The organism is Peribacillus simplex, assembly GCF_030123325.1.
GTDB lineage: Bacteria > Bacillota > Bacilli > Bacillales > DSM-1321 > Peribacillus > Peribacillus simplex_D.
This window is the reverse complement of record NZ_CP126106.1, coordinates 1,030,977-1,051,882: the sequence shown is the minus strand read 5'-3', so window position 1 is coordinate 1,051,882 and position 20,906 is coordinate 1,030,977. Positions and strand designations below refer to the sequence as shown.

Annotated in this window: 18 protein-coding genes; all 18 read right to left on the bottom strand. The window is 36.9% G+C overall.

Annotated features, from left to right (window positions below; all coding sequences use genetic code 11):
* Positions 1-137: 137 nt before the first annotated feature.
* Entirely contained in the window at positions 138-893 is a 756-nt protein-coding gene (locus QNH43_RS05015) for an IclR family transcriptional regulator (RefSeq protein WP_192203516.1), read from the bottom strand.
* Positions 894-1,059: 166 nt separating this feature from the next.
* The gene (allB, locus tag QNH43_RS05010; protein ID WP_283917025.1) at positions 1,060-2,442 is read right to left on the bottom strand and encodes an allantoinase AllB; all 1,383 of its coding nucleotides are present in this window, start codon (positions 2,440-2,442) and stop codon (positions 1,060-1,062) included.
* Positions 2,443-2,575: 133 nt separating this feature from the next.
* Positions 2,576-3,973: an NCS1 family transporter gene (locus QNH43_RS05005; protein ID WP_283917024.1), complete on the bottom strand. Its 1,398-nt coding sequence runs from the start codon at positions 3,971-3,973 to the stop codon at positions 2,576-2,578.
* 372 nt (positions 3,974-4,345) lie between these two features.
* Positions 4,346-5,014: a GntR family transcriptional regulator gene (locus tag QNH43_RS05000; protein WP_283917023.1), complete on the bottom strand. Its 669-nt coding sequence runs from the start codon at positions 5,012-5,014 to the stop codon at positions 4,346-4,348.
* Between the two features lie 614 nt (positions 5,015-5,628).
* Positions 5,629-6,159, bottom strand: coding sequence for a thiol peroxidase (gene tpx, locus QNH43_RS04995; protein ID WP_283917022.1), 531 nt, complete (start codon positions 6,157-6,159; stop codon positions 5,629-5,631).
* 147 nt (positions 6,160-6,306) lie between these two features.
* A complete protein-coding gene (locus tag QNH43_RS04990; protein WP_283917021.1) occupies positions 6,307-7,224 on the bottom strand; it encodes a class II fructose-bisphosphate aldolase in 918 nt (305 codons plus the stop codon).
* Between the two features lie 355 nt (positions 7,225-7,579).
* Positions 7,580-8,884, bottom strand: coding sequence for an MFS transporter (locus QNH43_RS04985; protein ID WP_283917020.1), 1,305 nt, complete (start codon positions 8,882-8,884; stop codon positions 7,580-7,582).
* Between the two features lie 993 nt (positions 8,885-9,877).
* Positions 9,878-10,018 carry a hypothetical protein gene (locus QNH43_RS04980; protein WP_179086022.1) on the bottom strand — a complete coding sequence of 47 codons (141 nt, stop codon included), beginning with the start codon at positions 10,016-10,018 and terminating at the stop codon, positions 9,878-9,880.
* A gap of 470 nt (positions 10,019-10,488) precedes the next feature.
* Positions 10,489-11,388 (bottom strand): carbon-nitrogen hydrolase, encoded by a 900-nt coding sequence (locus tag QNH43_RS04975; RefSeq protein WP_283917019.1) that lies wholly within the window; start codon positions 11,386-11,388, stop codon positions 10,489-10,491.
* A 28-nt stretch (positions 11,389-11,416) separates the two neighbouring features.
* Positions 11,417-13,045, bottom strand: coding sequence for an amidohydrolase (locus QNH43_RS04970; protein ID WP_283917018.1), 1,629 nt, complete (start codon positions 13,043-13,045; stop codon positions 11,417-11,419).
* Positions 13,046-13,072: 27 nt separating this feature from the next.
* The gene (locus QNH43_RS04965; protein ID WP_283917017.1) at positions 13,073-14,428 is read right to left on the bottom strand and encodes an APC family permease; all 1,356 of its coding nucleotides are present in this window, start codon (positions 14,426-14,428) and stop codon (positions 13,073-13,075) included.
* Between the two features lie 284 nt (positions 14,429-14,712).
* Positions 14,713-15,528 carry a carbon-nitrogen hydrolase family protein gene (locus tag QNH43_RS04960; protein ID WP_076367534.1) on the bottom strand — a complete coding sequence of 272 codons (816 nt, stop codon included), beginning with the start codon at positions 15,526-15,528 and terminating at the stop codon, positions 14,713-14,715.
* 152 nt (positions 15,529-15,680) lie between these two features.
* Positions 15,681-15,821, bottom strand: a complete 141-nt coding sequence (locus QNH43_RS04955; protein WP_179086041.1) for a hypothetical protein — start codon at positions 15,819-15,821, stop codon at positions 15,681-15,683.
* Between the two features lie 32 nt (positions 15,822-15,853).
* Positions 15,854-17,197: an MFS transporter gene (locus QNH43_RS04950; protein ID WP_283917016.1), complete on the bottom strand. Its 1,344-nt coding sequence runs from the start codon at positions 17,195-17,197 to the stop codon at positions 15,854-15,856.
* Between the two features lie 366 nt (positions 17,198-17,563).
* The gene (locus tag QNH43_RS04945; protein WP_283917015.1) at positions 17,564-18,331 is read right to left on the bottom strand and encodes an IclR family transcriptional regulator; all 768 of its coding nucleotides are present in this window, start codon (positions 18,329-18,331) and stop codon (positions 17,564-17,566) included.
* Positions 18,332-18,422: 91 nt separating this feature from the next.
* Positions 18,423-18,884, bottom strand: coding sequence for a flavin reductase family protein (locus QNH43_RS04940; protein ID WP_283918288.1), 462 nt, complete (start codon positions 18,882-18,884; stop codon positions 18,423-18,425).
* Positions 18,884-19,705, bottom strand: a complete 822-nt coding sequence (locus tag QNH43_RS04935; RefSeq protein WP_283918287.1) for an FAD synthetase family protein — start codon at positions 19,703-19,705, stop codon at positions 18,884-18,886. Before QNH43_RS04935 ends, QNH43_RS04940 begins: the two co-directional genes overlap by 1 nt.
* Before the next feature lie 483 nt (positions 19,706-20,188).
* Positions 20,189-20,905, bottom strand: coding sequence for a cupin domain-containing protein (locus tag QNH43_RS04930; protein WP_214743410.1), 717 nt, complete (start codon positions 20,903-20,905; stop codon positions 20,189-20,191).
* Position 20,906 lies beyond the last annotated feature (1 nt).

Sequence of the window (20,906 nt, the reverse complement as noted above, 5' to 3'; positions counted from 1 at the left end):
ATATTATCACCGTTTTTTGAATATTTCAAGTATTTTTGTCAATAAATTTTTTATAAAAATTCTTCAAAGGGATAAACTTGAATCAATAAATTTCCACAAAAAAAGAATTGGTATTATACCAATTCTAATGTCATTACTTAATTGTCCGTGTAACCAAGCCTTTTGGAAATCTTTTTACCAATATCCATAATTATCGGTTTAATTTCAGTTAATCTTTCTTCAGTCATTCGGATGCTTGGTCCTGAAATACTAACGGCAGCTGTAATTTTCTTCCGATTATCAAAAATTGGCGCTGCAATACAGGTGATTCCTTGTTCATTTTCTTCAACTTCTCTACCAATACCTTCGTTCCTGATTTTTCCCAATTCTTTAAAAAAAGATTCTTTATCTGTAATCGTTTGTTCAGTATGTTTTGGTAAACCATGCTTGTCAATTATATCTACGATCTCATTTAATGGCAGATGGGCTAAGATTACCTTCCCGACTGCCGTACAATGCATTGGGGCCCGTCTTCCTACTTGTGAATGTGTTCTTAGTGTTTCACTTCCCTCAAGTTTTTCAATATAGATTACCTCTCCTTGATCATATACGGTCAAGTGGATCACTTCATTAATATGTGATTCTAACTCTTCCAGAAAAGGTTTAGCTTGAGTTCTCAAGTCAATAGATTCAAGCAGCATCGAACTTAATTCTAAATATTTATAGCCTAATCTATATTTTTTAGTTTCAGGATTTTGTTCGATGAATCCATGATCTACAAGAGTACTTAATAATCTGAATATAGAGCTTTTATTTAAATCTAGATTGGAGGCAAGCTCAGTAACCCCAATCCCTTCTTTACGCTTGCTTACTAATGAAATAATCGTTAACGCCCTATCCACTGACTTAACCATTTGCATTACCCTCCGATTAAATCCTATATTACTGATCCTGTTTCTTTATCTTACCACAATAGCAATCCCCAGACACAATACCATTCAAAAAATAAAACAAAAAGAAGGTATGACGCCGTCAAGAGCAACTTAAGTGCCCTTTTAGGCCAACCTTCTTTAGAGAATTTTATGCTTTTACGAAACTACTTTTTGCCGAAATAAACTTCCCGATTGGCTGACCTACAATCCCTTTCTCAAAATCAAATACTAGTTGTCCCCTTACAAACGTTTTCGTCACTCGACAGTTAATCTTTCTTCCAACATAAGGGCTTTGTTGATGACGGTAATACAAATCTTCTGGCTTAACGGTGTACGATTTATTTGGATCAAGGAGAATGATATCAGCGTCATAGGAAACTTTAATGCTTCCTTTATTTCTTAAGTTAAATATTTCTGCAGGCTTTGTCGCAATCATCTTTGAAAATTCACTTACAGAAACCCCACGATTCTTAACAGCCTCGTCAAACATTAAATCAACATTATTTTGGCAGCCACTAATCCCTCCCCACACATCAAACATATTATTTGTGTTGCTCTGCTTCATATCTGGAGGACATGGGGAATGGTCTGATGTCAGGATATCAATTTTCCCCTCCTTAAGAGCTTCCCATAATTTATCTTGTTCTGCTTTAGAACGAAGCGGGGGAGCGCATTTCGCAACAGGTCCTATTTTTTCAAAGGTTTCCGTATCTAACATGAAATAGTGAGGACACGATTCTATCGTAACCTCTTGGCCTTGTTTACGTGCTTTAAGGATTTCTTCAACAGCCTCCCCACTACTGATATGAACAAAATGTAATTTACATCCAGTCTCTTTACCTAATAACAAAGCACGTTTTACAGCATCAACCTCAGTAAAAATTGGACGGGACTCCACATAATCTCTTGCTGTTGTCTTCCCTTGTTTTTTCTTTTCAATTGCCAGTTTATCAGTAAGCTCTGCATTCTCAGCATGTATAGATAAAATATGCCCCAATTCCGATAGTTTTTTCATACCTTGATATAGAGTAAAATCATCAACATTTTTAAAATCTCCAATTTCCTCACTACCACATGTTGCCATAAAACATTTGAAGGCCACAACACCTTCTTTAGAAAGGTCCTCTAAATCTTCGAGATTATCAGGAACTAATCCACCATACAAAGCATAATCAACATACGCCTTATTTTCAGCAGATTTTAATTTTAGATGCAGTGAACTCTTTGTAGTCGTTGCCGGCAAAGCGTTTAATGGCATATCAACAAATGATGTTGTCCCCCCTGCAGCTAGTGCTTGAGTTCCTGTTACAAAACCTTCCCACTCCGTTCTTCCTGGCTCGCAAATATGGACATGGGCATCTATCATCCCAGGCATGACATATTGATGAGAAGCATCTATAATTTCAGCAGATTCTCCGACTATTTCTTTCGAAATTTCTGCAATTTTACCATTAAGTATACCGATATCTAGTTGTTCTACTGTATGTTCAATTACTACATTTCCGTTCTTTATGATTAAATCAAACTTCATTCTCCCAACCCCTTTTTCCGAATTTTCCGTATATTCACATTACTCAACCACCTAGTTTATTTCATCCTCAGATTGCATCAATCCAATATAAATAGACAGAGTGAATAACCCGTAGAAACCTAGAAATACAGGTTTACTTTTCAAAAATAGTACCCTTTTTGAATTTTGAACCTTTAAATGCAAATTTCATCAAAAGCAAATATGCAATACCTGCCACAAAAACACCGATAATCCATGCCAGCTCCACTTTCATGAAGGCTGCTCCGGCTCCGATAAGCAATGCAAGCACCGCTGCTGGATTATACCCGGCAAATGGACCGTCTTCCTTATACAAATCTGCAACATTTACTTTTTGCTTTCTTAATATATAATATTCGACTAATAATATAGAAACAATAGGACCTAAAAATGCGGAATATATAAGAATGAAAATACCAAGACCCTTTGCCGAAGAATCCTGTACAAGTACCCAAGGGAATGAGCAAAATGCAAGCAGTCCGGTTATGGTAACTGCAGGTTTATATTTCATTTTTGTAAGCAGGGTAATAACATAGGTTGGCGGAATAATATTGGCAACCATGTTTACTGCAACCGCACCCAAAACAATAAATGCGGATACAAAGAGTGTAATATAAGAGTTATCCACCACGACCGCAAACGCTTTCACAGGATTGTTGATGCCGGTTGCGGAAGCAAGCATTCCACCGATTGCAAGTGTCAAGCCGTACGCTATTAATATAGGAAGAAAGTACAAAAACCCGCGTTTTGCGTCGCTAATACCAGATTTTAGCTCTCTTGAATAGTCCGCTGCACTTAAAAAGATAGCCGCATAATTTCCCATAAACATCATTATCAATGCAAAGAAAGGTAAGCCCCATGATCCTTCTGCATGAACCCATTTTTCTGCAATAACCTCGCTATGGGAAGTTATTAGAACGCCAAATACATAGAGAAGCGCTAGTACAATAACAATAGACGCAAGCGTTTCCACCCATTTAATGGCATGGAATCCGTACAGCGAAAGCGCAATTTGCACCAACTGTAGCACTACAAAGCAAATGGCAACATTGTCAAAGGCGCCGCCCGTAATAATTTTCGCAATTTCATTTAAGGCAGTACCGCCAATCCAACTTTGAAAACCGTACCAAACGATGGCGGGAATACCGCGCATTAGTGATGATATTACGGAACCTTTCAGCCCAAAGGACATTCTAAGCTGTACAACATATGGTATTCCCGTTCTGTATCCAAGCCTGTCATTTAAAGCAAAAACAGTTGAAATGATACCAATTGCCATGATAGCTGCGGCAAATGTCTGAAAGATGTTTAACGTAGCGATTCCCGCTACAATCATACTAGCTCCAAGCGTCATATTACCTAGATTGACACCGTCTCCAACCCACATAAAAATATAGTTTAACGGACTTACCGTCCTACCTTCCTCGGTTTTCGGATTAAGTGATTCATCCACACCCGTACCATGTTGGATCTGCGTTTCTTGTGGAACGTAATTTTTTAAATTTGTAGACATGATACATCCAACCCCTTTTTTATTGTTTTCCGCATTTCTGACATATGCATTGGTTAACAAGTTAGGTCTTAGATGTTTGCCAAGGCTATGATATGATGTAACCTTTCTTCTAAGTGTTCTTTTCTGTTCTTCATTCACAGGAATTAAAATACGAATTTGTTTTGTTAAAAGTACTATTTCCCATCGATCCTCCACCATCTTATTGCGTTTGACTCGAGGTATCGTCGCATATTAAGCAACAGCGTTTCTTTAAAATCAAAAAAAAATAACATGACAACTACATTACGTTTGAAAATCATTTCGATGGGCTGTATCACCTCCTTAAAAACTTTAATAGTAAGCGCTTTCAATGAATCGTATATCTAATTACAATTAAAGAAATATATCTGACAAGGAAGACGAGATCTGTAATTCCTCATTAAAATGAAGATTCGACTCAATTTCACTAAGATGAATGAGAGATAAGCGTTCTGCAAGAGCACCATCCCTTTGCTTAATAGCATTAAAAATTTGCAAATGATCGTGAGAACCACATGCTTCCATTTTGCCTCTTCCATAGATTGCTATAATCACATAAGTTAGGGATATTAAGTCTTCGAGATATTGATAAAAATACGAATTCCCTGCGATTTCAGCTATTTTCAAATGAAAATCCCCAGATATTTTTAAAGATTCGTAAAAATCCAGACTACCATATATATGTCGTTCTTCTTCAACTAGAGTCTCTAGCTCTTGTAATTGTTCCTCGTTAATGAGTGTGCATGCTCTTCGCACTGCCTCCCCTTCTAAAATTCTCCTCATTTCAAATACTTCTTTTGCTTCTTCAATTGTTGAACAAGAGACAAAGGTACCTTTATGCTCCTTAATTTTCACTAATTTTTCATATTCCAATCTGCGCAGAACATTTCGAACAGGGGTACGGCTTACCCCAAACGATTCAGCAAGATCCTTTTCTATTAGCTGCATATTTGGCCGAAGCTTTTGCAGGATAATGGCCTGCTTGATTTTTTTATAGATATCGATTTCTAAACTATTCAACATTTATACCTCCCCTCAATGAAGAATTCAAAATTGAATGCAGTATTGTATACAATACTGGGTAAAAAAATATTTAAAATTGGATAATTATAGAATTCTAAATTTTTTTACAACCTGGTCATTTAAATTAAGTTGTTTAATATACTTCAATCGATTTGTTTTCAAATACCATTGCCAAAATTTAAAAGTCTAGCTGCCCCTTTTTGCCCCTTAATAAGCAACGACGTTCCAATAAATGAGTGAAATATAACATTTTATTCTATATTTAATAAATTCTTGACACTTTTATACTATCACCACTACTTTAGTTTTTCAACAAAAAAAGTTATAAAATTCAGAATATTATCGACTCCTCATTAACAAAAATTAATTTAAACTTTACCCTTATTCCTTTTAAGGTAATAACAACTTTTTTGTCTCTATGTTTGCACCTCACCACCCCATTATTAAAACCATCAGTAGAAGAGGCTGACCTTTTGTGAGGCAGCCTTTCTATTTTGAGATTAGAATAAAATAAACTGAGAAAAAAAGATTGTAATGCAATAAAAATTTTACTTCTTAGAATTAATGAAAAATAATATACGTCCTTTAAACATAGTGTATATTGCTTACTTATATCACTTTTTAACTTTTATTAATGACTTAATTGCTTCTATAGCTTCTTCATAGTTCGGATGTTCCGTAATATCCGGAACGTATTCAACATACTGTACGACATCTTTTTCATCTACAACGAATACTGCACGGCATTCTAAACGATGTTCCTTTATATATGTGCCATAAGCTGTTCCAAATGACATCTTAAAATGATCTGAAAGGGTTTGAGCTTGTTCTATTCCTGCTGCTCCACACCATCTTTTTTGTGCAAATGGAAGATCTACACTAATTGTTAACACTTCTACATCATTTCCTAGATTGCTAGCTAATTGGTTAAATTTCCGTGTTTGTGCGTCACATACTCCTGTATCAAGAGAGGGAACACATGAAATAAGGCGGACTTTCCCTTTTGAATCTTCAAGTGTAACCTTTGATAGATCGTTTGCTAATACTTCAAAATTTGGCGATTTATCACCAACACGAATTTCTCTCCCAATCAACGTAACTGGATTACCAGCAAAGGTTACTATACTAGATCTTTCTAAAGACATATTATTTTTCCTCCTATTACCTTAGCAATTCTTCTAAAAAAGTTATCTTAACGATAATTAGTATAGCCATCTATTATGTGGTTAAAGGGTTTATCTTATGTGACTAAAATAAGGGGGTATAGTTCAAAGTTAGTATAATCTTACTTCTTAAACATAGTAAGAAGCGCTATCGCTACTTATTAAAAAGTTTTCAATTTTTTCTTTTACTACGTTCTGAACTGCGTTTTGGACTAAAGTTAATGTTTCAGTTGGTAGTTCCGACCACTCTTTTTCTGTAACATAATTTTCCCGATTAAGAGTTTTTATCATCATATGTTCTAGATCTGTTGCAATATTCACTTTACTAATTCCGCCATTAGGAATTTGAATTGCATTCCTAATCATCTCTGAAGGAGTGCCTGAACCGCCATGTAACACTAAAGGTACAGATGTTAATGCACGAATTGCTATTAAACGTTCCATATCAATTTTTGGATTTTTAACAAGATAAACTCCATGTGAAGTTCCGACAGAAACCGCCAATGCATCAATACCTGTCTCTTCAACAAACTGTTTTGCTTCTTTAGGCTCTGTAAATAGCTCTTCATCAACGTCGGTTTCAATAAAGTCAGTTGTCCCTATCTTGCCTAATTCAGCTTCAACAGTTACGCCTCTTGAATGTGCATACTCAACAACCTTTTTTGTTATCTCAATATTTTTCTTGAATGGTTGCTCTGATGCATCAATCATAACAGATGTAAAGCCAACTTCGATGGCTTCAGCAATTACATTGAAATCCTTCGTATGATCTAAATGTAACACGGCAGGGATCGTAATATTCTCCTCTTGGATCACACGATAAAACTCTCGGCTAAATTCCGCTAAATTAATTCCGTATCGTTCCTGCTCTCTCTCAGAAGTTTGAACAATAACCGCAGATTTCTTTTCTTGGGCCGCTCTAAGTATAGGAGTTACCATCTTTGTAGCTCTAGGAGTAAACGAACCGACAGCAAATTGATTTTGCGTAGCTACTGCAAGTACCTTTGTTAATGAACTAACATTGCTTGGTTTTAAATTTACTTTCATTCATTCAAACTCCCTTTTAAATGATTTAATTTATTTCGTTTATTCACACCCTTCCTGTTACCTAATAAGCAACGGTGTTCCTTTTTAATTTTAATTACTTTTCTGAAAATTACAACACCTTTTTCCCTCTTTCTTACCCAATATCTGAAAAAAAAGCGTCTGCATTGTGTAGATTATTCAATTTTCAGTCATGATTTCACTGAAATTAAAAAGCGCCTGCCATCTGACAGCCGCTTATCAAGGGTTTTGTAAATATACTGCTATTACCATGTTAAAAAACATCATTTTTATTATATTGCTCTTCTCAGCATAGATGAATGAATCCATTTACTTACTGATGGATTTGCAATTCAAATTAAGCTTCTACTATTGTTTCTGAATTCAATGAACTTTCTTTTTCGGTATTATTGCCAATCGTAAGGGCAATAATTGCTGCTACAATAATTGCTGCAATCATTAATATGAAAGATGAATTGTAAGAACCACCGCTGCTTTCAATCATATATCCCATTAAAAACGGGGCGATGAATCCTGCAATTGATCCGAAACAGTTAACAGTAGATGAGCCTGCAGCCATTATTTTCGCAGGAAGTGTGTCAACAACCAGACCCCAGAATGCTCCTTGAGCTAAGAACATGAAGAATGCTGCAACACATTGATACGTAATGACCATTGCAGTGGAAGAAGCTTGAAGCATCAATAATAATGCTAAACCACCAATTACAGCATTAGGGATAAACACCCATTTTCTTTTTCCTTTTACTTTATCTGACAAGTACCCACCAAGAACAATTGAAACTGTACCAACTAGATACGGTAAGGCACTGAAAATACCAGTATCCATTAAAGAAAGTCCTCTAACATTTATCAGATAAGATGGAAGCCAAGAAGTAAAGCCCCAGAAAGTAATATCAAAGAAGAACCAAATAAGCGCCATTTGCCATAAAATAGGTTTTCTTAAAAGTTCCTTAAAGGAAACTCCAGATTTCTTTTCTTCTTTCGAATTTTCTGTCTCACTGTCTTCTTCTAATTCTGCAAGCTCTTCTTTCGTCATTTTAGGATGATCTTTCGGATTATCTTTGAATTTAAACCAGATATACAGACCGATTATAGTGCCCGGAATACCCATTACGATAAACACTGTACGCCATCCAAATGCCGCAATGATTGCTGCCGCAGCAATAGCAGCAAGAGCCGGTCCTAACGTATTAACTGTTGACTGAATTCCTGTGGCCGTCCCGCGTTGCTTACTAGGAAAGTAATTAGCTATTCCTTTGTATGCAGCACCTGGTAAACATGCCTCACCTAAACCGAATACGAATCGAATAATTAACATAAGTGGATAAGAAAAAATTAAGCCAGTCAATGATGTGAAAATTGACCACCATACAATCGCAATGCTCATCACACGACGAAAGCCAAATTTATCTGATAACATCCCGCCCGGTATTTGGAACAGTGCATAACCTGCAAAGAAAATACTTAACAGTAACCCTTGAGCTGTCGCCGTTAGATTTAGATCTTCACCAATAAAAGGCAATGCAATAGTGATAACCATTCGATCAAGGAAAGAAAACAGCCAACATAACCATAATACAAATAAGACAGTATAACGAACTTTCCATTTAAATTTCTTATTCATCTGAAGTTGTTTGTTCATTAATCAAAAACCTCCTGAATGATTTCATTTATGTGCTAAATACGCTGGCCATTACCCACTGATCACTTTCATACAAGCGCTTACAATTCCACCATCCAAAAAAATAAATCATTAGCATATTTACATCGACATAACTTTTATTTTGCTGTTAAGCTGATTTCATAGATATTATTTTCCGTCAAATTTTTCTATAGTTCGATTTCGATGAAGCGCTTTCAAATTATCTCTCACCCCTTCATAAATAGATTTGAATAATATTAAAACTGAAGATGTAATCCACGGACATCGTTTCTCAATAAGCAACATCGTTTCTTTTTATTTCCGAAAAATCTTATATAAAAAGATTTATTGGCTATGTCGTTATACATAGCAATCATTGTGCTGATTTTTGATGTTTTAAGGTAGATAGGCAAGAATGCGTCGTTTTAAAAAACACTATAGTAACTGGTTCTCATTTGACTATGACTGGATGCTTGGATGATATAAATAGAGGAGATATTTTTTGCTTTTTAATAAGGAATCGTTTAATTTTACCAATCCCCGTAACTTTATTTCCTATATAGATTCTCTTCAATCCTTCCTTATTATTTTTGTTGCTTATTAAGAAACGAAGTTTCACCATAATTCCAATATTATCTTATTTATAATATTCTTACCTGAAATGAATTCTAACATGTGCACGGATTCATTTCAAGAAAATTCTGAATTTTATATTCTTATCCACTAAAGTTTAATACACAGCTTTTTTCCTTCACTAGTCATGTAATAGTAATTGATATTTTATTGTTTTGATTTACATGAAAATTGCCGGTTATCCAAAAACTCTTACTACCTATCATTTTCGTCAGTCAAGTTATCCTACTAATTAAAAATAGCCTCTTAAAACACATGACAAAACCCCACCTGTTCCCAATGGCAACTGGTGGGGTTTCTAACTGGCTTCTACATCTACATCAACCGGGAGGTCCATCTTGTGCAATCACGTCCTTTCATTTAAACGGCTAATTTACTGTATTCATCCAACTGATCTTTGGTTAAACTTTTGATGAAGTGGTCGAAGTTTATCGACTCGATTTCATACCTTTCACAAATCTTTACATAACTTTCATAGGCTTTATCCTGAATGTTCATCATCTTGACTCCTCCTTCTGTTATATAACAATAAATTTAACTTATTAATAATATATAACAACTGTAATTTCCCGTCAATGTATTTTTCTGAAAATTCGGTAAGATTTTCATTCTCTTAGTATTTCCCACATTGTTCTTCGCTAACCGTCATATAAAGAAAAGGCCGCCTTAGCGACAGCTCCGATCAAAAGCTGTTTCACCCGTTATTTCCATAAAGCAGGATATAGAATGCCTGTTACATTAACAACCAATTGAATAACGTAAAAAACCAACTCTCCATTTAGGAAAATTGGTTTTTACCATTTCATTTAACACTCCCAAGGAAGACTCCACAGGCGCGGCGCCTAGAAGGCTCCCGGACCGCCCTCGGAAAGCGAGTGCCAAGAGTGAAAAATAATGATTTCGGCAAACTCGATCATTATCAGGTTTGGATACAGTCTGAGCAGGTACTCTGGCCTGCTATTCCTTTTAAATTAACTGAACAGCGCTTTATTCGCTCCCTTTTTTGAAGGAGATGGGGTTGGAAGTATTTCTTTTTGTAATATAGGGCCGTATGTATCGACACGTCGGTCTCTAAAGAATTGCAGAATTTTTCTAGTCTTTTCTATCTCTTTTAAATCAATTTCCTGCACAATAATTCCTTCTTCATCGTCAAGTGAAGCTAAGATATTCCCTAATGTATCGCTAATGAATGAACCACCGTAAAAATTCATGTCCTTTTCCTGGCCCACTCGATTTGTCGCAGCAACAAATACACCATTAGAAATGCCATGAGCGGAAATTGCCTTTTCCCAGGATGATCTTGTTGATATCTCGGGATGATCTGGCTCTGAACCAATAGCGGAAGGATAGAATAATATCTCTGCACCTTGTAAGCTCAAAATTCGGGCAACTTCTGGAAACCACTCGTCCCAACAAATCCCGACTCCTATTTTTCCATAAGCCGTTTCATAGACAGGATACCCAGTATTGCCTGGAACGAAATAATATTTTTCATGATACTGGGGACCATCCGGAATATGATTTTTTCTTGTAATCCCTAAACATTCTCCATCAGCATCAAATACAGCTGCACTATTGAAATAAATGCCAGCACCCGCTCTTTCGTAAAAAGGGACAATCAAGACAATGGCCAATTCCTTTGCTAATTCACCCATTTCGGCTAATGTACCGCTATCTACATCTTCAGCTAAATCATAATTTTCCACATTGACCGTTTGCGGAAAATATTGCGAAGAAAATAGTTCCTGTAAGCAAACGATTTGTGCACCTTTATTTACTGTTTCTTTTATTTTCTCTATCGTTTTTTGAATATTTTGCTCAATGGATTCTCCGCAATGAATTTGAATAAGACCGACTTTTACTTTTGACATTTTTCACTACCTGCCTTTTTATATTTTTTTATTTATACAGTTTGGACACCTGGTTTTCATATACGATCTTTCCATCCATGATCGTCATCTTCACTTCTGTTTCAAGAATTTCCTCTGTTGATATGCTAAATAAATTTTTATTTAATACTGCGATATCCGCTATCTTCCCGGCTTCCAATGTGCCTAATTCCTTTTCCCTAAAGGACCCGAATGCCGGTGTAGCCGTGTAGTATTTTAACGCTTGTGCCAATGTTACTCCTTCCGACACTTGCCACGCTTTCCCGGTTAAATCTTTTCTGGTGATTGCCTGATAAATACCCATCATGGGATTTAAGGGCACTACAGGAAAATCTGTACCAAAGGCAATTTTAGCACCAGTATCCACTAGTGTTTTGATAGCATAATAAAGAGGTTGTTGTTTCTCACTGATTCTGGCTGTATATGCCTCACTTTCCATTAATTCAATGTGTTTAGGTTGGAAGGAGGCGATTACATCCAATTCCTTAAAGCGATGAACATCATCCGGATGCAATACCTCCACATGCTCAATGACATGTCTAGCATCTCTTTCTCCATTTACGTTTCTCGCCTCTTCAAATGCATCCAATGCTAAACGGACTGCACCGTTACCAATAGCATGGAAACGAATTTGGAAATTTTCCTTATCTGCCTTTTTTACTAATTGTTTAATTGTTTCAGCTGGATAAGTGGTTCCGCCTTTTGTATCTGGACGGTCTTTGTAATGATCCAATAAAAAAGCAGTATGACTTGTAACAACACCATCAATAAATTGTTTTAATCCAGAAAAGGTGAGCTTGTCTGACTGATAATTTGTTTGTAAATCCTTTGCGTCAGCTAAATCCATTTTTAACTCCGGCGAAAAGTGGATCCTGGTTGTAAGTAACCCTTCTCTCTCAAATTCCTTAAAAATTTCAAGATCGTCTAATGTATTTGGCGCAATTTTAGCTCCGTATAAATCATTAACGGATGTGATTCCCAATCTTTTTGTTTCATTAAGGAAACCTTGGAATAGGCTTACCCGTTTATCTTTCGGTAATTTGTATGCATGTTCTGATGCATACCCAATTGCCTGTTCAAATAGAAGGCCTGTCAGTTCCCCATTTTCATCTTTTCCAATTTCTCCATATTCCGGATCTGGGGTATCCTTCGTTAAGTGAATCATTTCCATCGCTTTACTATTGATCCATGCGTAATGCACTTCTGCATTGAATAATAAAACAGGGCGATCACTAATGTATTTATCTAGTGTTGTTCTATGTGGCAGCACTTTGTTCTTCCAAATGGTATGATCCCAACCGACACCGAATATCCAGTCATCATTTGGTCTCGTTTCTGCAAATTCACCTACTATTTTGGCTGCATCCTCTTCTGAAACTGCATCAAATAATTTGGCACTGTCCTTCTGTAAAATGCTTCCCATCATAATGTGCATATGAAAATCATGAAATCCCGGAATGATTAGTCCGTCTTCCATGTCATACACTTTTGTTTGATTTCCAAGGAATGACATTATATCTTCTTTAGAACCGATTTTAATAATTTTATTATCTTTAATGGCTATAGCTGCTTTTATTGGCTCTTCTTGTAACCCAGTGAAAACATGTTGACCAGAAAGAATGATGTCTGCCTTTACCATATTTATCCTCCTTAATGAATATAACTTTTATACTTGAATTTCTTTTTCGATCGCACTATCAATAGAAAGCTCTGGTGGCCGCTTACTGAACATTTTCGTATTAGAAAGGAGCATGATGAAACCAATTCCAAACCATCCTAGTCCGAGTAAAAGTGCCTTTGAATCAAGACTGGTCCATAACCAAATTGTGAAACCAGTACCAATCAGCGGCAATATTAGGTACTTTAGTGTATTAATTCCGTTTCGCTGTTTTTCTTTAATGAAATAATGGGAAATAACCGAAAGATTAACAAATGTAAAGGCAACGAGCGCTCCAAAGTTAATAAAGGATGATGCTGTCACTAAATCAATAAATAACGCAGATAAAGCAAAAATGCCCACTAAGATGATGTTGTGTGTTGGAGTTTGAAATTTTGGATGAATATGACCGAAAATTCTCTTTGGAAGAACTCCATCCCTCCCCATCGCATACAAAAGTCGCGAAACACTTGCATGGGCTGATAAACCAGACGCCAGCCCCCCGGTAATAAAACCTGCCAGAAAAATGGATTGAAATAAATTACCCCCGATGTACATAGCAATTTCCAAGGAAGCGGAATCTGGATCTTTAAAGGCTTGGAAATTTGGGTATACAAGGTGACTGATGTATGAGATGGTGACAAACAGACCTCCCCCTATTAATGCAACGAGGAAAATAGCCTTTGGTATTATTTTTTTCGGATTGATGGTTTCCTCTGAAAATGTAGTAACAGCATCAAATCCTAAAAAAGATAAACATAAAATGGAAGATCCCGCTAATACTAAAGATAGTGGTATATCTCCATTCACGAATGGAGAACTCAAGAATAATGTTCCTGAACCCATTCCGTTAAGTAACCCTTTAATTGAGAGGAATGTAAATATAACTATTATCAAGAATTGACAGGCAACTAATAAAAGATTTATTTTTGTTGCTATTTTCACCCCAATTATATTTACAATGGTGATTAAAATGACAAAGGCGATTAACCAGACGGAAAAAGGAACGGAAGGAAAATATGCGTTTAAGTAAATGGAGATCAGTAATCCATTGATCATTGGCAAAAATAAATAGTCCAATAGGATAACCCAGCCCACTAGGAATCCAAGGTGCGGATTAAAGGCCTTTTGTGTGAATGTATATGCAGAACCGGCAACAGGGTAGGCCTTAACCATTTGACCATAACTATAGGCTGTAAATAACATACCAACCAAAGCCATGATATAAGCAGCAGGCACCATCCCTTTCGTTATTTCCGCAACAACCCCATAAGTAGAAAAAACTGTTGTGGGTGCCATATAAGCCAATCCAAATAGCACTAAAGGAAACACTGTTAACGAACGTCTTAATTTTGCATTCTCCATGTATCACTCCACCCTTATTCGTGATTAATTAACTAATATGCAAATACCATACCAAGTGGGGATTAATGGCATTTTCCCAACATTTTAAATATACAGACAATTTAATAAATAAATAGTTTATGCAATCTTACATTAATTATTCAAGATTGCATAATGAGTCCTTAACCGAAGAGTTGTCTCACCGCGTATTCCGGTTGATCCGAATAAGGTTCGAAATAAGCTATGAGCCGTAATCGCGACAGAGTTCCATTTCAATTCATGCCCCAAAGACAAGGCGGTTCAATCTATTGAATTGTAATTTCCCTAATTCCCTTTTCAATTTCCTTTGAAGGTATATTACATAGCACCCTGCGCTCTTTCAGATAGTGATATTGTTGTCTACTCTCCTGAACAAGCGACAAGTCTATCGATGCTGATAATACTTCTTCTTCACGTCCAGCTTCAGCAATTACCCTTCCATATGGATCAACAACAACGCTCTCTCCACAAAACGCGGTTTCCTCTAGCTGTCCAACTCGATTTGCCATCGCGACAAACATTTGATTCTCTTGTGCCCTGGCTTTAATGGCAAGGCGGTGTACCGGACCATCCCAATTTCCATCTGTCAACACCAATAGCTCTGTTCCCATACTGGCAACTGCACGTGCTGTTTCTGGAAATTCTATATCGTAGCAAATGAGCAGTCCGATGTTTGTTCCTTGCCAGCTGCAGCTCCGATAATAATTTCCGGCTTTAACGGCTGAAGATTCGCCAGCCCACAAATGGGTTTTACGATAAGAGAGCAATAATCCTGTCGGTCCAACCAGAACAGTTGTGTTATATAGGTTTTCTCCCTCCTTTTCGTATAAACCAACAACAATTGAGGCATTAGATTTCTTCGCTTGACGTTCTATATGTTTAACAATTGGTCCATTTAATGGCTCGGCTAATGTACGGCAAACCTCCGGTGAAAGAAATCCCGTGATAAATGTCTCAGGAAACACAATGAGGTCATGAGAATGACCATATTTATCAACGACATCATCTAAACGAGAAAGATTTTTCTCGATTCTCCCTTCTTCACAACTGAGTTGTGCCAAAGCGATATTTACCTTTTCCATAATAAAAGCCTCCGTATATTCGATGATTAAAAAACTCACCTGAAATAATACAATTATTGTGCCAATATTGAAAAATCAAATTAGATAAAAGGTTTTCCGCCATAATATACGCTTGGGCATGGCTGTTAAATGCCTTTTTCCTTTCAAATCTATCACTTTGGTGTCAGTCCCTTTGTAAGCTGCAGCATCCTCGCCACTACCAACGTAAAGAAACTCGTCTTCCCTAACCCAAACGGTTCAGCCAACTTCGACAACTGTGTAAACGCCGCCATTTTTAAAGATAAATCGGCCATTTGAATCGAGTCCCTCTTAGAAAGGCAATCCATTACCCGATTATTTGATTTTCTTTATCCTTTTCGTCAATCGTCCTATTTTCAGAGAAAGGAATACTTTTACTTTGACTATTGCGGACAAATAATACTGAGATAAGGGATGCGATACCAAGAAATACTAAAAAGAATGCTAGTGGAATCCAAGAATTATTGTAAGCGCCGACTAATATAGTCGCAATCATTGGAGCAGTTCCACCAAATAATGCAGAGCCTGTTTGATAACCAAGTGTTATTCCTGTATAGCCAACATTCGTACTAAACATTTCAGTAAACATTGTACCAATAGTCGCAGCAATTGGGGGCCATAGAATTCCTAAGCCTACTATTGAAATAACGTATAACCAAGGGGTAGATTGTAAGGAAAATAAATAAAAGTATGGAAAGGCAAAAAGAGTTATCCCGATTGTACCAATCAGAAAAACAAGTTTACGGCCAATTTTATCAGATAACATTCCCATGAACGGCATGCAAATCGCTGTAACAATTGTTGCGACAGTAACTACATTTAAAGCTGTAGTCCTTGAAAAACCTTGTGTTTCCGTAGCATACGATATGAAAAATGTGGAAAATAAGTAGAATGGGCCCACTTCAACACATTTTGCACCTAAAGAAATTAATACCGCTTTCCAATGATATCGCAATGTCTCAAAGAGTGGGATCTTTACGACATTTCCTTTTTCTTTCTCTTCCTTGAATGCCGTAGTTTCCTCAATCCCTTTTCGTATCCAAATACCGATAACAACCAAAATTGCACTTAGGATAAATGGAACTCTCCATCCCCATGAAAGGAATTGGGATTCAGGAAGTAAACTCATTAATGAAATAGAGAATGTTCCAAGTAACATCCCAAGAGGGATCCCCATTGCGGGAAAACTTCCAAAAAAGCCACGTCTTTCTTTAGGTGCAGATTCAACCGCTAAGAGGATTGCCCCTCCCCATTCTCCACCAAGTCCGATACCTTGAACGAGACGAAAAAAAACAAGAAGGATTGGTGCCCAAAGCCCTATCATGTTATATGTTGGTAGGAGTCCAATACATACTGTAGAAACTCCCATTAATAAAAGTGAAAGCACGAGAGTATTTTTCCTGCCAAACTTGTCTCCCAAATGACTAAAAACGAGCCCTCCAAGGGGTCGTATAAAAAATGTAATTCCAAATGATGCATAAGCAAGCAATAAACTTATAAACGGATCGTCATTAGGAAAATACAATTTATTAAATACAAGTGCAGCAACGGTTCCATAAAGAAAGAAATCATAAAATTCAATAGTACTGCCAAGTAAACTCGCAAATAATATCTTTTTTGATTTCTTGTCCAGTTTCTTTTTTCCACTCAATTCAACACACCTCCGAATTAGTTACATTTCTGGATGTGGTTTCTTAGATGTTGGAGAATTATCAAGATGGCCTGCTGATAATTCTTCCCATTTTCCTTAATAGACGGTAAAAGGTGCAACATCATTAAAAACGAACTGGCTTACTACCCCGATAAAGAGCGTCTGATCATTACCTCTAGTATTGCTTCTCATCCGTAATCATCTTGAACATGCAGTTAATGAGCTTTAAATTCCACGGGTATTATGTATAATGTATTGTGTATACACAATACATTATAGAAATACCTTCAAAAGGACAAAAATCGTTCTGGTGAAAAAGCTTAAAGACAATCGTACTTTGTTCTCAACCGGGGACATATTAATATATCAGCCTAAGCAAAGATGTTTATCGGTATATCCAACATTCCTTGAAATCTCGAGTGCTGCACTCTTAACCTTTTCAACCAATGGAGGCAACAAATCCTTTTGGTAATTCACCTCAAGACCTGCAACACTAATGCCCGCTATGATATAACCTTTGTAATCAAAAATAGGGGCTGCTACCGCAGATATATAATTTTCAAGTTCCGAGTGACTGACCGTAAATCCCGTTTTTTGAGACTCTTCTAAAAGAATACGAAGTCTCTCTTTATCTGTAATCGTTCCAGATGCGACTGACTTCAGTTCGGTTTGCTCTAAATATTGTTCCTGCTCATACTGTGGCTGAAAAGCGAGAATGACACGTGAACACGCTCCGGCATAAAGCGGCATTCTCCGGCCGATTGCCGTATAATGCCTTACATGCTGTTTTTTATCCAGCTTTTCGATGCAGATTGCCTCTTTGCCGTCTTGAACGATGAGATTAACAGCTTCCCCTACCTTATCATGAAGTTTTTGCATAGTCGGCAAAGCTACTTTTCGAATATCGAACCGTTCAGCTACTAAATGGCCAAACTGAAGAAATAAAAGTCCAAGCGAATACTTTCCATCTCTATCTTTATCAAGAAGACCCATCTCTTCAAGTGACATTACCATTCGAAAAACAGATGTTTTCGGTATCCCTGAAAAATGTACGATTTCATTCAGACTTAGCTTTGAATGAGTCAAGAAAAGAGTAAGGATATCCATTGATCTGACGACTGTCTTATTTTGCATGAGTTTCCCCTCCTTAACCACAACAAAAGCGCTTTTTAGAAAGCTCACACAACTTTAACCATCAAACTTAAACAATCATCCTGCCATAAGTTTAGCTGAGTATTTTGCCGTATTTCCCTTCATAGAAGGCTAGTGGTGCCCCTTCGTTAATGACGAGTTCAGTTACTTCTCCAATAAAGAGTATATGGTCCCCAGCTATTTGTTTACTATGGACCTTACATACGATGTTTGCTAAAGCATTTTTTATTACTGGCAGTTCATTTATCCAGCCAAATTCAATCTGACGGTTTTCTTTAATCTGTCCCGCAAAATGCATGGATAACTCTTTTTGATCATCAGACAATATATTTACAGCAAATTTTCCAGACTCATTAATTTTATCCAGCATTTTAGCTTTTTCGCCTATGGATATTAAGACCAATCTTGGATTAAGGGAAACTGACATAAATGCATTCGCCGTCATACCATGTGCTTCATCTTCTAAAAGTGTTGTGATCACTGTTACTCCTGTAGCAAATTTCCCCATTGCATTTCTAAAGTTTCTATCATCCATCATTTTATAACCTCCTCAAAATTTGAACTCCACTGAGACTTTGACTCAAAAGGTATCTGTTTTAAAAATTTAACTGTCACTTCTTCGACAACACCTCCCTTCAGCATTTCTATAATTTGACCGCTTATTTCATCATTTTTCCTGCTGGACCCATATCTTATAAATAACCCATGACAAGTTCTGTTCCAGGTTTTGATTTCTACACTGTATACACCTGGTGCTGGCAGGATATACTTATTTTCGGTATAGAACTCCATATTTTTCTTTTTCTCGTGTTTATGTCTATTTGAACTATAAACGACCCCTTTAATTTCAAAATGATGTCCCATATAGTAAGGAACAAGGTGGACATCCCCGTCCCTTACTATTTTCCTAATTATGGTTGAACTTATTTTTTCGCCATTATGTACCTGTTTTGAAATGACGGTCACATCAAAAGGGTTGTTTTTGCTCATTTTCAGCAAATAATCAGCAGTCCCCTGAGCTTTATTACCAAAGGTAAAGTCAAATCCTACCACTATGTGTTTAGCTTGAAGACCTAAAACATATTGTTTAATAAAATCAGATGGCAAAAGGGAAGCAAATGATAAATTAAACTTTATGACAAAGAGTTTATCCACTCCAATGGCAGCCATTCTTTCAATCTTTAAAGCTAGGGGAGTTAAATATCTCAAATCTTTCTCCAATTTGATTACTTCATTTGGATGTGGATCGAAGGTCATCGCCGTGAATTTAAGATTGTTCTTTTCGGCTATTTTCTTGGTTTGCATTAACAGTGATTGATGACCTAAATGAACACCGTCAAAAAAACCTAATGCCATTACGTGGGGTTCCCTTGGATACAGGGATCCTTTTAGCGGATGCGCTAAATGGAAAACTTCCAACTTGCTTCACCTCCTCCGTCATCAAGATAATTCATGTAATACCGGAACTCAAAAACCTTGCATCCGTTTGGTAACCAAGGACCAAGTTTCGTTTCTGGTGGACGAGTATCACCCATTCAAGTGATAAATTTACCAAGTCAATAATTTAACTTTCCAATAATCCCGGATGTGCACTCATTGTTTAACGATTAAAGGTTTCTGTGTAATGAATGGTGTATACATGATTCGATACACAGAAAATTCAGACACTTACTCCCCGAGCTAATCCAATTATCAATTTGAGCAATCAGCACTTGGTTCTGAGTAAGGATGTATCGGAGATAAAAGGCTCCTCGTTGTTTGATGTCACGAGAAGCCATTTGATAGATTACCATATTCGTATAGGAATGCAGAAGCTAATTCGTTTCAAAACATACCTGTTTATTGTTCCTTGGAGTAGTAACGGACCTCGAAAATCTTACAGCCATCTGGTGATTTCCATGGTCCATGCTCCATCCCAGGAGGTCGACAAGCAACCATTCCTGCCGTAAATTCCTCATTTAGACGTAAATCGATTAAAGATCCTTCAATAATATATAATTCTTCCCAAAAATCATGGACTTGCACTCCATTAGGAGAAGTATCTGTCCCTGGACCGTTCTGAAGAATTCTTGTAGCGACTCCTGTAGTAGGGTCAGAAGCAATGATTCTTTCAGAAAGGCTCTTAACCTTACTAAAAGGCTGCGCTTCAAAAGTGTTATGATCGACAAATTCATGTTCTTCTTTTTTCTGATCTGCATAATAGCGAACTTCGAAAATCCTGCAACCATTAGGTGATTTCCATGGTCCATGCTCCATCCCGGGAGGACGGCAAGCAACCATTCCTGCCGTAAATTCCTCATTTAGACGTAAATCAATTAAGGATCCTTCAATAATATATAATTCTTCCCAAAAATCATGGACTTGCACTCCATCTGGGGATGTATCAGTACCTGCCTCTAGTTCAAGAATGCGAGTTGCTACATTAGTATCTGGAATCTGCGCAATAATTCGTTGAGATGCACCTTCTACAGTTTTTGAAGGAACAGCCTCAAAGGTTTTATACTCAACAAATTCAATTTCTGGTTTTCTATCAATCTCTATTTTTGATTTTTCCATG

Excerpts from the sequence above, each read along its gene's own strand:
- QNH43_RS04940 (WP_283918288.1), bottom strand. The coding sequence starts at position 18,884 with ATGGATGATAGAAACTTTAGAAATGCAATGGGGAAATTTGCTACAGGA.
- QNH43_RS04965 (WP_283917017.1), bottom strand. The coding sequence starts at position 14,428 with ATGGAGAATGCAAAATTAAGACGTTCGTTAACAGTGTTTCCTTTAGTG.
- QNH43_RS05005 (WP_283917024.1), bottom strand. The coding sequence starts at position 3,973 with ATGTCTACAAATTTAAAAAATTACGTTCCACAAGAAACGCAGATCCAA.
- QNH43_RS04945 (WP_283917015.1), bottom strand. The coding sequence starts at position 18,331 with ATGCAAAATAAGACAGTCGTCAGATCAATGGATATCCTTACTCTTTTC.
- tpx (WP_283917022.1), bottom strand. The coding sequence starts at position 6,159 with ATGTCTTTAGAAAGATCTAGTATAGTAACCTTTGCTGGTAATCCAGTT.
- QNH43_RS04935 (WP_283918287.1), bottom strand. The coding sequence starts at position 19,705 with ATGGCATTAGGTTTTTTTGACGGTGTTCATTTAGGTCATCAATCACTG.
- QNH43_RS04980 (WP_179086022.1), bottom strand. The coding sequence starts at position 10,018 with ATGATGAACATTCAGGATAAAGCCTATGAAAGTTATGTAAAGATTTGT.
- QNH43_RS04930 (WP_214743410.1), bottom strand. The coding sequence starts at position 20,905 with ATGGAAAAATCAAAAATAGAGATTGATAGAAAACCAGAAATTGAATTT.
- QNH43_RS04970 (WP_283917018.1), bottom strand. The coding sequence starts at position 13,045 with ATGGTAAAGGCAGACATCATTCTTTCTGGTCAACATGTTTTCACTGGG.
- QNH43_RS04985 (WP_283917020.1), bottom strand. The coding sequence starts at position 8,884 with ATGAACAAACAACTTCAGATGAATAAGAAATTTAAATGGAAAGTTCGT.
- QNH43_RS05000 (WP_283917023.1), bottom strand. The coding sequence starts at position 5,014 with ATGTTGAATAGTTTAGAAATCGATATCTATAAAAAAATCAAGCAGGCC.
- QNH43_RS04960 (WP_076367534.1), bottom strand. The coding sequence starts at position 15,528 with ATGGAAAAGGTAAATATCGCTTTGGCACAACTCAGTTGTGAAGAAGGG.
- QNH43_RS04955 (WP_179086041.1), bottom strand. The coding sequence starts at position 15,821 with ATGGCCGATTTATCTTTAAAAATGGCGGCGTTTACACAGTTGTCGAAG.
- QNH43_RS04975 (WP_283917019.1), bottom strand. The coding sequence starts at position 11,388 with ATGTCAAAAGTAAAAGTCGGTCTTATTCAAATTCATTGCGGAGAATCC.
- allB (WP_283917025.1), bottom strand. The coding sequence starts at position 2,442 with ATGAAGTTTGATTTAATCATAAAGAACGGAAATGTAGTAATTGAACAT.
- QNH43_RS05015 (WP_192203516.1), bottom strand. The coding sequence starts at position 893 with ATGGTTAAGTCAGTGGATAGGGCGTTAACGATTATTTCATTAGTAAGC.
- QNH43_RS04990 (WP_283917021.1), bottom strand. The coding sequence starts at position 7,224 with ATGAAAGTAAATTTAAAACCAAGCAATGTTAGTTCATTAACAAAGGTA.